The organism is Pseudomonas sp. HS-18 (genome assembly GCF_020401845.1).
Taxonomy (GTDB): domain Bacteria; phylum Pseudomonadota; class Gammaproteobacteria; order Pseudomonadales; family Pseudomonadaceae; genus Pseudomonas; species Pseudomonas nitroreducens.
Genome location: NZ_CP084413.1, coordinates 5,697,140 through 5,709,774, shown reverse-complemented (window position 1 = coordinate 5,709,774; position 12,635 = coordinate 5,697,140). Strand labels below are relative to the sequence as shown.

Below are 12,635 nucleotides of genomic sequence, written 5' to 3'. Positions count from 1 at the left end.
ACGATTCCTTCACCGCTTTCCCGAAGAGGGGTTTCCATGCAAGACCTCCGCTTCCTCACCAACGCCGACGTCGCCGAACGACTGAGTTATCCCCAGTTGATCGAAGCCCTGCGCATCGGCCTCGCCGGAGCCTGCGAAGCCCCGGTGCGCGGCTGTCATGAACTGCCCGGCAACGCCTCGCTGCTGACCATGCCGGTGTGGCGACCGGGGCAGGACATCGGCGTGAAGCTGGTCACCGTATTCCCCGATAACGGCGCGAAGAACCTGCCGGCGGTGGCCGCCTTGTTCTGCCTGTTCGACGGACAGACCGGCCATCCGCTGGCGATGCTCGAAGCTTCGGAAATGACCGCCCGGCGCACCGCCTGCACCTCCGCGTTGGCCGCCGATTACCTGGTACGCCGCGACGCACGGCGGCTGCTGATCGTCGGCAGCGGCACCCTGGCGCCGCATATGGTCCGCGCCCACTGCTCGGTGCGCGAGTACGAGGACATCGCCCTCTGGGGGCGCCAGGAAGACAAGGTGCAAGCGCTGGTGAAGCAGTTGCAGGACGAAGGCTATCCCGTCCACGCCAGTGCCGATCTGCGCGGTGGCGTGGCAGCGGCGGACTGCATCAGTTGCGTCACCACTTCCCGCGAGCCCATCGTCCACGGCGCCTGGCTGCGCTCGGGTTGCCACCTCGATCTGGTCGGAGCCTTCCTGCCGTCCATGCGCGAGACCGACAGCGAAGCCGTGCGCCGTGCGCGCATCGTCGTCGACACCCGCGAAGGTTCACTGGCAGAGGCGGGCGATCTGCTGATTCCCCTGGGCGAAGGCGTGATCGACGAGCGCGCTATCGACTGTCAGTTGGCCGACCTCCTGAACGGTCGCGGCGCGCGCAAGGACGATAGCGAGATCACCCTGTTCAAGTCCGTGGGTTATGCACTGGAAGATCTGATCGCGGCGCGCCTGCTCCTGCAGTGAAGTTGTCCCGAAATTCTGTGGGCGGCGCTGTGGATAACATCTGGGAGAACCTTGCGAGCCCGCGTGACAACGGGCGCCGGCAGTACCGCTCGTTTTCTGTTCGATTGCCCTGCAACCCCTGTATGGATGGACAGTTACCACTTCGTGGAAAAGTTCCGCAGTTCCGATAGTTGTCCCCGTCAGCCGTTGAAAGACTTGTGGATAACCTTGGGAAGAACGGCTCCAGCGCAGAGGCGACGCGGCCTGTGCTGAAGCGCTTGAAAATCGTCCAGGGGGAATGCGCTCTTCCGCTTGCCCACAGAAACCGTGGAGCAGCCTGTGGACAAGATGGGCGCAACTCTCGGCAGGCCCACAGCCATGGGCCTTTCACGCGGCTGTTCGGGTTTTATCCAGCACCGCTGTAACGCAACGCGGCGAGTTCGGGCTGTTATGCTCGGCCGACCGACAAGAACGCGCACCGCACGACTCCCCGGCATGCATCGGCGACGGCAGTGCCCTGCAAGAGGATATCTGTGATGACCACTCCCACTCTGTTCATTACCGGCGCCACCTCCGGCTTCGGCGAAGCCTGTGCCCGGCGTTTCGCCCGTGACGGCTGGTCGCTGGTGATCACCGGTCGCCGCGAGGAGCGCCTCAATGCGCTGGCCCAGGAGCTTTCCGCCGAGACCGAGGTGCTGCCGCTGGTGCTCGACGTGCGTGATCGCGCGGCCATGACCGCAGCGGTGGACTGCCTGCCGGAGAGGTTCGCCAAGCTGCGTGGCCTGATCAACAACGCCGGCCTCGCCCTGGGGGCCGACCCGGCGCAGGAGTGCGAGCTGGACGACTGGGACACCATGGTCGACACCAACATCAAGGGCCTGATGTACGCCACCCGCCTGCTGCTGCCGCGTCTGATCGCCCATGGTCCGGGCGCGAGCATCCTCAATCTGGGCTCGGTTGCTGGTCACTGGCCCTATCCGGGCGGCCACGTGTATGGCGCGACCAAAGCCTTCGTCGAGCAGTTCTCGCTGAACCTGCGTTGCGACCTGCAGGGCACCGGCGTGCGTGTCACCAACCTCGAGCCGGGCATGTGCGAGAGCGAGTTCTCCCTGGTGCGCTTCGGCGGTGATCAGGCGAAGTACGACAAGACCTACGCCGGCGCCGAGCCGATCCAGTCCGCAGACATCGCCGAGACCATCCACTGGATCCTGAACCAGCCGCCGCACATCAACATCAACACCCTGGAAATCATGCCGGTGAGCCAGGCCTGGGCGGGCTTCTCGGTGCATCGCAAGGGGTGATTTTTGTGCGGGGGGTACCCTCACCCCAGCCCTCCCCCAGAGGGGGGCCGTTCGTCCCGGCTGATGGCGTGGTTTCGATCTGCTCCAGACCGTCCCTCTCCCTCCGGGAGAGGGCTGGGGTGAGGTGCTGTTGATCCTACAGATAAGGCGTCAGCCTGCGAGCAACCAGGCACCTGCAGCCGCCGAAGCCAGCCCGGCGAAGCGCACCAGCGGCGCCGCCGCCTGAGGCAACACGCGAACCAGACCGTAACCCGCCCCATGCAGCGCAGCCGTTGCGGCAACGAAACCGGCGGCGTACAGCCACGGACTGCTCAGGTCCGGCAGTTCCAGCCCGTGTGCCACGCCGTGGGCGAGAGCGAACAGCGCAGTGACGCCCATCGCCACCGCCAGCGGCGGACGCACCGCCAGCGCCACGCACAGGCCCAGCGCCAATACCGAAGCGGAGATGCCGGTCTCCATGAACGGAATCTCCAGCCCCTCGAAGCCCAGCAGCCCGCCGATCAGCATGGTGCCGACGAAGGTGCAGGGCAGCGCCAGGCGTGCGGCGCCCTGTTGCTGGGCGGCCCAGAGGCCGACGGCGAGCATCGCCAGCAGGTGGTCGAGGCCGGTGATGGGGTGGGCGATGCCGGCGATCAGGCCGTGGTCGCCGTGGCCCGGATGAGCGAAGGCCACTGCCGGGGTGAGGAACAGCGCCAGGCTGTAGAGGGCTTTACGCAGGGTCATGGTCATTCCTTGGTCTGTGGGGCTGTTCAGGCTGCAGTCAGCAGTCCCTGGCGCTCGATGAAGGTGATGATCTCGGCCAGGCCCTGGCCGGTCTTCTGGTTGCTGAAGACGAAGGGCTTGTCGCCGCGCATGCGCGAGGCGTCCTGGTCCATCACTTCCAGCGAGGCGCCCACCAGCGGGGCGAGGTCGATCTTGTTGATCACCAGCAGGTCGGACTTGCAGATGCCCGGTCCGCCCTTGCGCGGGATCTTGTCGCCGGCGGAGACGTCGATCACGTAAAGGGTCAGGTCCGACAGCTCAGGGCTGAAGGTAGCCGAGAGGTTGTCGCCGCCGGACTCCACCAGGATCAGGTCGAGGCCGGGGAAGCGGCGGTTGAGCTGGTCCACCGCCTCCAGGTTGATCGAGGCATCCTCGCGGATTGCCGTGTGGGGGCAGCCGCCGGTTTCCACGCCGATGATCCGCTCCGGCTCCAGCGCCTCGTTGCGTACCAGGAACTGCGCGTCTTCCTGGGTGTAGATGTCATTGGTGACCACGGCGATGTTGTAGCGCTGGCGCAAGGCGCGGCACAGCGCCAGGGTCAGGGCGGTCTTGCCGGAGCCCACCGGGCCGCCGATGCCGACGCGAAGAGGTTGAGAGTTCATGGCAGTTCTCCTAGGAGCGGAACAGACGGCTGTATTGGGTTTCGTGAGTCATGCAGGCCAGCGCGAGACCGAAGGGCGCGCCGCCATGGGGATCGTTTTCCAGCGCGGCCTGGCAGGCGACGTCGAGCTCGGGTAGCAATTGCGACGTGAGCTTCTGCGCGGCCAATTGGCCCAGCGGCAGGGTTTTCATCAGTACCGCCAGTTGGTTCTCCAGCCAGCTCCACAGCCAGGCGCCGAGGGCCTGTTCCGGGGAAAGTTCCCAGGCGCGGGCGGCCAGCGCCCAGGCGGCGGCGAAGGAGGGAGCGGCCTGCTCGGCGAGGCACTGGCGAGCGGGCGCGTCCAGCTCGGGCAGGGCTTCGAGCAACTGGCCGAGGGAGAAGCCCATCTGCCGGTTCTCCAGACCCAGCTCGCGCGTTTCGCGGCTGGCGCGGTGGCGCTCTGCGGCGTCGCGCAGGGCGTCCCAATCACCGGCTTGGGCGGCACGCAGCAGCTCGGCCAGCAGCGGGCCTTCGAAGCGCGCGAGGTTCAGGTGCAGTTGATCGGTCAGCCAGGTGCGTGCGCTGTCGGCATCCTTGACCTGGCCCTGGTCGATGGCGCTTTCCAGCCCTTGCGAGTAGCTGTAGCCACCGATGGGCAACTGCGGGCTGGCCAGGCGCAGCAGTGCCCAGAGGGGGGTCACCGGCGCACTCCGAATTGATGCAGCTTCGGCGCGTAGTTGAATTCTTCTTCGCCCTGATGCGAATGATGATGCCCGCCGCCGTAGGCACCGTGTTCCGGCTGGAAGGGCGCTTCGATGGCCTCCACCGTGGCGCCGAGCTGGTCGAGCATGGCCTTGAGTACGTAGTCGTCGAGCAGGCGTAGCCAACCTTCACCGACCTGCAGGGCAACGTGGCGATTGCCCAGGTGATAAGCCGCGCGGTTCAGCTCGCGGGCGTTGGCGCAGGTGACGTGGAGCAGCTTCTCCGGCGCGGCGCAGACGCGCACCACGCGTCCGTCGTTGGCCAGCAGGAATTCGCCATCGGCCAGCGGCGACTGGCCGCGTTCGAGGAACAGCCCGACGTCTTCACCCCCGGCGCTGAAGCAGCGCAGGCGGCTTTTGCTGCGCGCCTCGTAATTCAGGCGCAGTTCGGCGTCCCAGTGTTCGCGGGGTTCGATTCGTTGGTGGATGACCAGCATGGCAGTGTCCGGCAGTAGCAATGGCAGTGCTACAGCAAGGGGCTTGCCAGTGCAGGCGGCGGTCAGTGCTGGCGCGGCCTGGCGGGGTTGTCCGAGCGATCAGGAATGGTGCGCGTGGTCAAGGATGGTGCGCACGAAAACGGTGCGCACCATGTCGGGGCAGTGGGCTCTTTGTAGGAGCGAGGGGGCGCCTACAGGATTTTCGTTAGGGCCGTGAACCGATCCCGGTCCAGTGCTTGGCGCCGATCATGATGAAGCGCAACTGCTGGGTGATCTTCGCCTGGGGCGAGAGGTGCGTCGGCAGGCTCTCCGCCGGCGGGTCGATCAGTTCGGGCAGGGTGGCGAACACCGTCTTGACGACCAGATCGGCGATCACGTCGATGTCCTGGCCGCCCAGGTGCGGCAGCTTGTTGAGTAGCGCCAGGTCAGCGGCCAGGTCGTCGGTGATGCGCTGGCGCAGGGCACCGACGGCCTGGCGGATCGGGTGCGAGCCGCCGTACTGCTCGCGGGCGAGGAAGAGGAACTGGGTGCGGTTGGCGGTGACGGCATCGAGGAAGATGCGCACCGATGCCTCGATCACGCCGCCCAGCTCGAACTCGTTGCGGCGCACCACGCGCAGGGTTTCGCGGAAGGTTTCGTCGACGTCCGCCACCAGCGCAAGGCCGAGTTGGTCCATGTCGGTGAAGTGCCGGTAGAAGCCCGCCGGGACGATGCCCGCCGTCTTCGCCACTTCGCGCAGGCTCAGGGTGCCGAAGCCGCGGCCGCTGTCCATCAGGCTCCGCGCGGCATCCATCAGGGCCAGGCGGGTCTGTTGTTTCTGTTCGGCGCGGGGAGTGGACATACGGCGATCCATGACAAAGGCGCAGGCACTCTAGCAAAAGCCGCTCGGCGTTTGGGAAGTTCCTGATGGCAATAGTGAACAGGTGTTGACTGAAAACTCCTACCCATGAGATTTTAAGTGAACACCTGTTTACTGTTCGGTCACGCCCAATGTCGCTGCTGCCCTTTTCCACTCTGAGCCTGATCCAGCCGCTGCTTGCTCCGCTGTGTTCGCTGGTGCGCAACCAGTGGCTGCGCGAGGCGGATGTCGATGCGTGGCTGCGGGTGCTCAATCGCGGCTGGTCATTGCAACGCGTGTATGCACGGGTCGAGGCGCGGCAATGGGTGGCGGATGACATGCTGGAGCTGCGCCTGCGCCCCAACGCCCATTGGCGCGGTGCGCGCCCCGGGCAGCACCTGCAGTTGTTCGTCGAGCACGACGGCGTGCGCCACAGCCGCAGCTATAGCCTGACGCGCATCGCCGATGACGGCTGCCTGGAGATTGCCGTGAAGCGGCAGCCGGGCGGGCGGGTGTCTTCCCTGCTGGTGCAGCAGCTGTGCGTGGGCGATGTGCTGGAGCTGGGCCAACCGGACGGCGACCTGAGCTGGCCGCTCGATGACCAGGGCGTGCTGCTGCTGGCTGCCGGGAGCGGGCTGACGCCGCTGCTCGGTTTGCTGCGCGAGGCCTTGGCGCGCGGCTACAACGGGCCGGTGACGCTGCTGCATTACGTCCGCGAGCGCGGGCAGAAAGCCTTCGTGGCTGGCCTGGACGCCTTGGCGCGGCAGTATCCGAACCTGGAGTTGCGCTGGTCGCTGAGCGGCGATACGGCGCTGGCAGGCGAATTGTCCGGGCGCTTTCAGCCGGAGCACGTCTGCGGCCTGGACGGGCGCCACGTGCTGGCCTGCGGCCCCGGTGGTTTCGTCGAGAGCGTGCGCCTGGCGTTAGGTGCCAGCAGCCGCAGCCTGCAGGTGGAAAGCTTCAGCCCGCCGAGCTGGGATGAGCGCGCGCCGGCGCAGTCCGTGAGCCTGCGCTTTGCCCGTAGCGCGCTGGAGGTGGCGGGTGACAGCCGCCGCAGCCTGCTGGAACAGGCCGAAGCCAACGGTCTGCGCCCGGTACACGGTTGCCGCCAGGGCGTTTGCACGAGTTGCACCTGCACCCTGGTCAGCGGCTGCGTGCGCGATCTGCGTAGCGGCGAGCTGTTCAGCGAACCGGGTCAGCCCATCCGCATCTGTGTCAGCGCGCCCCAGGGCGACCTGACTGTCGATCTCTGAATATTCCGGAAGCCATCGCCATGCGTGAAGACCGCGATCTGACCGCCGCCGAGCTGGCGGCCTTCGGTGCCGAACTGGACGCCCTGCGCCAGCGCACCCTGCACGACCTGGGGGCAAAAGACGCCCGCTACATCCGCCGCATTCGCGCGGCGGTGCGCTTCTGCTGCTGGAGCGGCCGCGCGCTGCTGATGGCCGGCTGGTTCCCGCCGACCTGGCTGCTGGGCACTTTGCTGCTCGGGATGGGCAAGATCCTGGAGAACATGGAGCTGGGCCATAACGTCATGCATGGCCAGTACGACTGGATGAACGACCCGGAGCTTTCCGGGCAGCGCTACGAGTGGGACATCGTCGGTCCTTCGGACTTCTGGCGGCACACGCACAACCATGTGCACCACACCTACACCAACGTGCTGGGCATGGATGACGACGTGGGCTACGGCGTGGTGCGGCTGTTCCCGGAGCAGAAGTGGAAGCCGTTCTACCGCTGGCAGCCGCTGTGGGTGACGCTCCAGGCGCTGCTGTTCCAGTACGCCGTGGCGGTTCAGCACCTGCGCCTGGACAAGTACGTGAAGGGGCGGATGAGCAAGGAAGAACTGCGCCCGCTGCTGCGCCAGTTCAACGCCAAGGTCGGGCGCCAGTGGGTCAAGGACTACATCGTGTTCCCGCTGCTCGGCCTGATCACCGGCGCCTTCGGCGCTGTGCTGCTGGGCAACGTCATCGCCAACCTGATGCGCAACCTGTGGACCTTCACGGTGATCTTCTGCGGCCACTTCACCGAGAAGGCCGCGGTGTTCCCGCCCGAGGTACTGCAGGACGAGACGCGCGGCCACTGGTATCTGCGCCAGCTGCGCGGGTCGAGCAACCTGGAAGGCGGGCCGATCTTCCACATCATGACTGGCAACCTCAGCCACCAGATCGAGCACCACCTCTATCCGGACCTGCCCGCGCGGCGTTATGCGGCACTATCGCGGGAGGTTCGAGAGATCGCTGCGCGCTACGGCCAGACCTACAACAGCGGCCGCTTGTCGGCGCAGTTCGCCACGGTGCTCAAGCGCATCTGGGTCCATCGTCGACCCACCGTTCCGGCCCGCGCCTGATCCGGGTCAGGCGCGGCGGGAATGCGGCGAGGCGACTTCTTCACGCAGGGCGCGCAACTCGGCGGCGTCCTGATTGAGATGGTGGATGGCCTTGAGCAGTCTCTGCCGGAGCAGGTCGTCCTGGACCTGTTCGACCGCCCGCATGACCTCCAGGGCCGTGGCCTCGTTGTTGCTGGCGACGGCGTCGAGGGTCTTTCGCAGGCTGCGGGTTGCGTGGTTCACGTTGGTGTTCTCCTGAAAACTGCACGCACCCTACGACCTGATTATTTCCAATAAATTTCAACAAGTTGCTTTCTGATCGGCGGTCATGATGTCGCAGCGGTGGCGCATCGATTCAGAAAGCTGCACAGCGCCGGCAGGGGCACCAGGTTGAACAGCAGGCGGCCGATCCCCCGCCGTAATGAATGGCACCCAAGTCCTCCAGCGGCAAGTCGGATAAGCGTGTGTGCAGGCGGTAGACAACGCCGCGGGTGAGGCCGAAGGCGAAGAGCCATATCAGCAGGATGGCGGGGCATTAGAGCAGGAAATACTTGAGATCCCGGAGCAGCGTGGCGACTCTCCAGGTACATGCTGCTTAGGATCGATCCTGCGACGGTATGGTTTCATGCAACTGAAGGCACGAGGTCTGATAGCCGGCGGGGTGTTGCAGCACCATAATGCGCGGCTTCGTAAAACCTGTGATCTTTGTCGCGCCAGCACTGTCCGATATCGGGACGGTTTTTTCGTCGCCGCACTCTTTCATCCCATTTGCCTGCCGGACTCGCCATGTTCAGCCCGCTCGTCACCTTTCCCGCGCTCTACACAGCCACGCTGCTGATGCTCGCCGGCTCCGGCCTGTTCACCACCTATATGGGCCTGCGCCTGACCCAGGAGGGTGTCAGCGACCTGTGGGTCGGCGGCCTGATGGCGGCCTACTATTTCGGCCTGGTCTGCGGCGGCAAGTTCGGCCACAAGCTGATCGCAGGCTTCGGTCACATCCGTTCCTACGTGGCCTGCGCGGGCATGGCGACGGTGATCGTGCTGATCCACGCGCTGGTCTCGCAGCTGGAGGTGTGGATCGTGCTGCGCTTCGTGATGGGCGCCGTGATGATGAACCAGTACATGGTGATCGAGAGCTGGCTCAACGAGCAGGCTGAAGGACATCAGCGCGGCAAGGTGTTCGCCGGCTACATGGTGGCGGTGGACGCTGGCCTGGTGGTCGGCCAGGGCCTGCTGGCGCTGAGCCCGGCGCTGGATTACAAGCCGCTGCTGCTGGTCGCCATCTGCTTCTCCTCCTGCCTGATCCCGCTGGCGCTGACCCGCCGCGTCCACCCGGCCAAGCTGGTGGCGGCGCCGCTGGAGATCGGTTTCTTCTGGAAGCGCGTGCCGCAATCGCTGGGCACCATCTTCGTCGCCGGCCTGATGGTCGGCGCCTTCTACGGCCTGGCGCCGGTGTATGCGGCGCGCAACGGTCTGGACACCTCGCAGGCGAGCCTCTTCGTCGGCATGTGCATCGTCGCCGGCTTCTGTGCGCAGTGGCCGCTGGGCTGGTTGTCCGATAGGGTCAACCGCAGCTGGCTGATCCGCGCCAATGCCTTGCTGCTGTGCCTGGCGGCGGTGCCGATGTGGGGCCTGATCGAACTACCCTACGCGCTGCTGCTGGCCAATGGTTTCGTCACTGGCATGTTGCTGTTCACCCTCTATCCGCTGGCGGTGGCATTGGGCAACGACCATGTCGAACAGTCTCGCCGGGTGGCACTCTCGGCCATGCTGCTGACCACCTACGGCGTCGGCGCCTGTATCGGCCCGCTGTTCGCCGGCGCGATGATGCGCCACTTCGGCCCGGGCATGTTCTACATGCTGGTGTCGGCCTATGCGCTGATCCTGATCTTCTGGGTGCAGCCCAAGCGCGTCACCGGTGTGCACCGTGTCGATGAGGCGCCATTGCATCACGTGGCCATGCCCGACACCGTCAGCCCGATGGCTGCAGCGCTGGACCCGCGCGTTGAGGAAGTGCCGGAGGAGTTGGTGGTGGAGGCACCGGCCAGCATCGGCCGCTCCGATGGCGAGCCGGATGGCGCCGAGAACAAGAGTTGACCGCGCTAGACAAACCGCAGAAATGAGAAAGCCCGGCAGATGCCGGGCTTTTCTTTCGCCTGTTCGGCGTATTTCGCGCCGATCAGGAAACACGCTTCAGGTGGGCATCGAACACGGTGTCACCACCGGACTCGGCGACCATGTTGTTGTGCAGCTTGTCGATGGTGTGCTCGGAGCCGTTCTCGGCAACGCGGACGTCTTCCATTTGCTTGTGCAGGCGGTCGATGGTGCGTTCGGAACCGTTGTCGGCGACGCGGGCATCGTCCATTTGCTTGTGCAGACGGTCGATGGTGCGTTCAGAGCCGTTGTCGGCAACGCGGGCATCGTCCATCTGCTTGTGCAGGCGGTCGATGGTGCGTTCGGAGCCATTATCCGCAACGCGGGGCTGGGCGCTCTGCTGCTGGAGTTGGTGCGTGCTGCGCGGGCCATTGTTGAGGATGGCCGGGGCGGCGAAGACGGCGCTGGCGGTCATCAGGGAGGTGAGTGCAAGGCTGAGGGCGATCTTGGTTTTCATGTTGGGTGGCTCCGAAAGGGGGCGGTTTGTTTTGGCTACGGGGTTATTTTCCCTTCGGATAAATCGATTTAAAAACGATGCTGGGTGATACAGAGCATCAGTGATGTCGATTATTTAGCCGGCTAATTTCAACTATCGCCGCCAATGATGGAACGACGAAAACCGCTCTAGGGCGGTGTCTTAAGGCGTTTCAAAGGAGGTTTCAGGCAAGACGCCGTTACAAATCGCGGGTGGCCTGGTATCGATGGCGTGCCGTTGCGGCTCTGGGGCGATAAGAAAGCCCGGCGGGGCCGGGCTTTTCTCTCACCTTGCGGTGTACTGCCTGGAGACTTATGCCTTCAGATGGGCGTTGAAGACGGTGTCGCCACCCGACTCGGCAACCATGTTGCTGTGCAACTGGTCGACGGTGTGCTCGGAGCCGTTCTCGGCCACGTTCATTTCGCTGTGCAGACGCTCGATGGTTTTGCTCGAACCGTTTTCAGCGACGCCCAGTTGCTTGTGCAGGCGGTCGACAGTCTGGCTGGAGCCGTTCTCGGCGACGTTCATCTGCTGGTGCAGGCGGTCAACCGACTGGCTCGAACCGTTTTCTGCAACGCTCATCTCGCTGTGCAGACGGTCGATGGTTTTGCTCGAACCGTTTTCAGCGACGCCCAGTTGCTTGTGCAGGCGATCGACGGTCTGGCTGGAGCCGTTCTCGGCGACGTTCATTTGCTGGTGCAGGCGGTCAACCGACTGGCTCGAACCGTTTTCGGCAACGCTCATCTCGCTGTGCAGACGGTCGATGGTTTTGCTCGAACCGTTTTCAGCGACACCCAGTTGCTTGTGCAAGCGGTCGACGGTCTGGCTGGAGCCGTTCTCGGCGACGTTCATTTTCTGGATCAGGCGATCGACCGACTGGCTGGAGCCGTTTTCGGCGATACGGGCCTTGGCGGCATCGAGTTGTTTCTGTTGTTGATCCAGGGTGCGCTCTGCGCCGTCCTGGACCAGAACCTGAGTCTGGCTGGCGTTGATGACCGGGGATTCCTGCTGGGAGCCGGCGAAAGCGGCATTGGCAGCAAATACGGAGAGGGCAAAGCCAAGTACGAGGGTGCGTTTCATGATGCGGCTCCAGAAAGAGTGGGGGAGTTCGTTGGACACGGACTCAGTATCTGTTCTGGATTATCGATTGGAAAACGATGCTGGAAGATAGTCGCTATCGATGCCGATGATTGTTGGATAAATTGTTTAAAATCATAGAGTTGATTTTGAAAATTGACTTCTATCAATGCCTTCGATTGGCGGTATTGGTGGGATTGTTAGTATCTGATTAATCGATATATTGAGGGCGAAATCTGTGGGCAAGGCTCTGGAACGGGGCTTTACGCTCAGCGGGACGGGCGCGCCCACGATGCCCGGCCGGAGCCGGGTATCGATGACAGCGGTGGGGGTTATTTCAGGTCCTGGAGCAGGTCCGCCATGTCGTCGGCGTGTTCTTCTTCCTGGGCGAGGATCTCCTCGAACAGGCGGCGCGTGGTCGGGTCGTCATCGCCCAGGTAGACCACGATCTCGCGGTAGCTGTCGACGGCGATGCGCTCGGCGACCAGGTTTTCGGTGATCATCTCGCGCAGATTCTTGCCGGCCACATACTCGGCGTGGGAGCGCTCGGTCAGGCCGGCCGGGTTGAAGTCCGGTTCGCCGCCCAGTTGCATGATGCGCTCTGCCAGCAGGTCGGCATGTTGCAGTTCCTGGGTGGCATGCTCGAGGAATTCCGCCGCGGCGACGCTCGCCTTCAGGCCCGTGGCCATGAAGTAGTGGCGTTTGTAGCGCAGGTAGCAGACCAGCTCGGTGGCCAGCGACTCGTTGAGCAGACGCAGCACGGTCTTGCGATCGGCATGGTAGCCCTCGGTCACCGCGCCGTCCTCGATGTTCTGGCGCGCCCGCTGGCGCAGGGTCTGGACGTCGGTCAGTTGTGCCTGGTTCATCAGTCATCTCCTTGTGGCAAACCGGCGCTGCGGTGGCGCACGGCTCAAATCGGGTCACAAGGGTGTGAGTCGCCGGAGGCGGCGAAAGTTTAAGTTTTCTCGCCATGGCGTCTGCA

The 12,635-nt window shown here is 64.6% G+C and carries 15 protein-coding genes; 5 read left to right on the top strand and 10 right to left on the bottom strand.

Annotated features, from left to right (window positions below; translation table 11 throughout):
- Window positions 1-36: 36 nt before the first annotated feature.
- Both LDJ84_RS26655 and LDJ84_RS26650 read left to right on the top strand, forming a co-directional pair.
- On the top strand, window positions 37-960 hold the full coding sequence (locus LDJ84_RS26655; protein WP_065085549.1) for an ornithine cyclodeaminase family protein: 924 nt from the start codon (window positions 37-39) through the stop codon (window positions 958-960).
- 515 nt (window positions 961-1,475) lie between these two features.
- Entirely contained in the window at window positions 1,476-2,240 is a 765-nt protein-coding gene (locus LDJ84_RS26650) for an SDR family oxidoreductase (RefSeq protein WP_169887133.1), read from the top strand.
- Window positions 2,241-2,390: 150 nt separating this feature from the next.
- Here LDJ84_RS26650 and LDJ84_RS26645 read toward each other — a convergent pair whose 3' ends face one another.
- The 5 genes from LDJ84_RS26645 to LDJ84_RS26625 form a co-directional block, all read right to left on the bottom strand.
- Window positions 2,391-2,963, bottom strand: coding sequence for a HupE/UreJ family protein (locus LDJ84_RS26645; RefSeq protein ID WP_065085547.1), 573 nt, complete (start codon window positions 2,961-2,963; stop codon window positions 2,391-2,393).
- A gap of 26 nt (window positions 2,964-2,989) precedes the next feature.
- Window positions 2,990-3,604, bottom strand: coding sequence for an urease accessory protein UreG (ureG, locus tag LDJ84_RS26640; protein WP_037012004.1), 615 nt, complete (start codon window positions 3,602-3,604; stop codon window positions 2,990-2,992).
- Between the two features lie 10 nt (window positions 3,605-3,614).
- Entirely contained in the window at window positions 3,615-4,283 is a 669-nt protein-coding gene (locus tag LDJ84_RS26635; RefSeq protein ID WP_037012002.1) for an urease accessory protein UreF, read from the bottom strand.
- A complete protein-coding gene (gene ureE / locus LDJ84_RS26630; RefSeq protein ID WP_065085546.1) occupies window positions 4,280-4,780 on the bottom strand; it encodes an urease accessory protein UreE in 501 nt (166 codons plus the stop codon). Before ureE ends, LDJ84_RS26635 begins: the two co-directional genes overlap by 4 nt.
- Before the next feature lie 205 nt (window positions 4,781-4,985).
- On the bottom strand, window positions 4,986-5,621 hold the full coding sequence (locus LDJ84_RS26625; RefSeq protein WP_024765982.1) for a TetR family transcriptional regulator: 636 nt from the start codon (window positions 5,619-5,621) through the stop codon (window positions 4,986-4,988).
- Window positions 5,622-5,770: 149 nt separating this feature from the next.
- On the opposite strand from LDJ84_RS26625, the gene LDJ84_RS26620 reads away from it, so the two are divergent.
- Complete coding sequence (locus tag LDJ84_RS26620; protein ID WP_024765981.1) at window positions 5,771-6,871, top strand: ferredoxin reductase; 1,101 nt, start codon at window positions 5,771-5,773, stop codon at window positions 6,869-6,871.
- A 20-nt stretch (window positions 6,872-6,891) separates the two neighbouring features.
- On the top strand, window positions 6,892-7,968 hold the full coding sequence (locus LDJ84_RS26615) for a fatty acid desaturase family protein (RefSeq protein ID WP_065085545.1): 1,077 nt from the start codon (window positions 6,892-6,894) through the stop codon (window positions 7,966-7,968).
- 6 nt (window positions 7,969-7,974) lie between these two features.
- Here the strand turns inward: LDJ84_RS26615 and LDJ84_RS26610 are convergent, their stop codons facing one another.
- Together LDJ84_RS26610 and LDJ84_RS31000 are read right to left on the bottom strand one after the other, a co-directional pair.
- On the bottom strand, window positions 7,975-8,190 hold the full coding sequence (locus LDJ84_RS26610; RefSeq protein WP_024765979.1) for a hypothetical protein: 216 nt from the start codon (window positions 8,188-8,190) through the stop codon (window positions 7,975-7,977).
- A 112-nt stretch (window positions 8,191-8,302) separates the two neighbouring features.
- Window positions 8,303-8,464 (bottom strand): hypothetical protein, encoded by a 162-nt coding sequence (locus LDJ84_RS31000; RefSeq protein ID WP_413247471.1) that lies wholly within the window; start codon window positions 8,462-8,464, stop codon window positions 8,303-8,305.
- 269 nt (window positions 8,465-8,733) lie between these two features.
- Between LDJ84_RS31000 and LDJ84_RS26605 the strand changes: the two genes are divergently transcribed.
- A complete protein-coding gene (locus LDJ84_RS26605; protein ID WP_024765978.1) occupies window positions 8,734-10,044 on the top strand; it encodes an MFS transporter in 1,311 nt (436 codons plus the stop codon).
- Between the two features lie 82 nt (window positions 10,045-10,126).
- Here LDJ84_RS26605 and LDJ84_RS26600 read toward each other — a convergent pair whose 3' ends face one another.
- The 3 genes from LDJ84_RS26600 to LDJ84_RS26590 all read right to left on the bottom strand — a co-directional run bounded on the left by LDJ84_RS26600 (window position 10,127) and on the right by LDJ84_RS26590 (window position 12,519).
- A complete protein-coding gene (locus tag LDJ84_RS26600) occupies window positions 10,127-10,558 on the bottom strand; it encodes a hypothetical protein (protein WP_038803353.1) in 432 nt (143 codons plus the stop codon).
- A gap of 330 nt (window positions 10,559-10,888) precedes the next feature.
- Complete coding sequence (locus LDJ84_RS26595) at window positions 10,889-11,656, bottom strand: hypothetical protein (RefSeq protein WP_169887134.1); 768 nt, start codon at window positions 11,654-11,656, stop codon at window positions 10,889-10,891.
- A gap of 329 nt (window positions 11,657-11,985) precedes the next feature.
- Window positions 11,986-12,519 (bottom strand): ferritin-like domain-containing protein, encoded by a 534-nt coding sequence (locus LDJ84_RS26590; protein ID WP_024766344.1) that lies wholly within the window; start codon window positions 12,517-12,519, stop codon window positions 11,986-11,988.
- Window positions 12,520-12,635 lie beyond the last annotated feature (116 nt).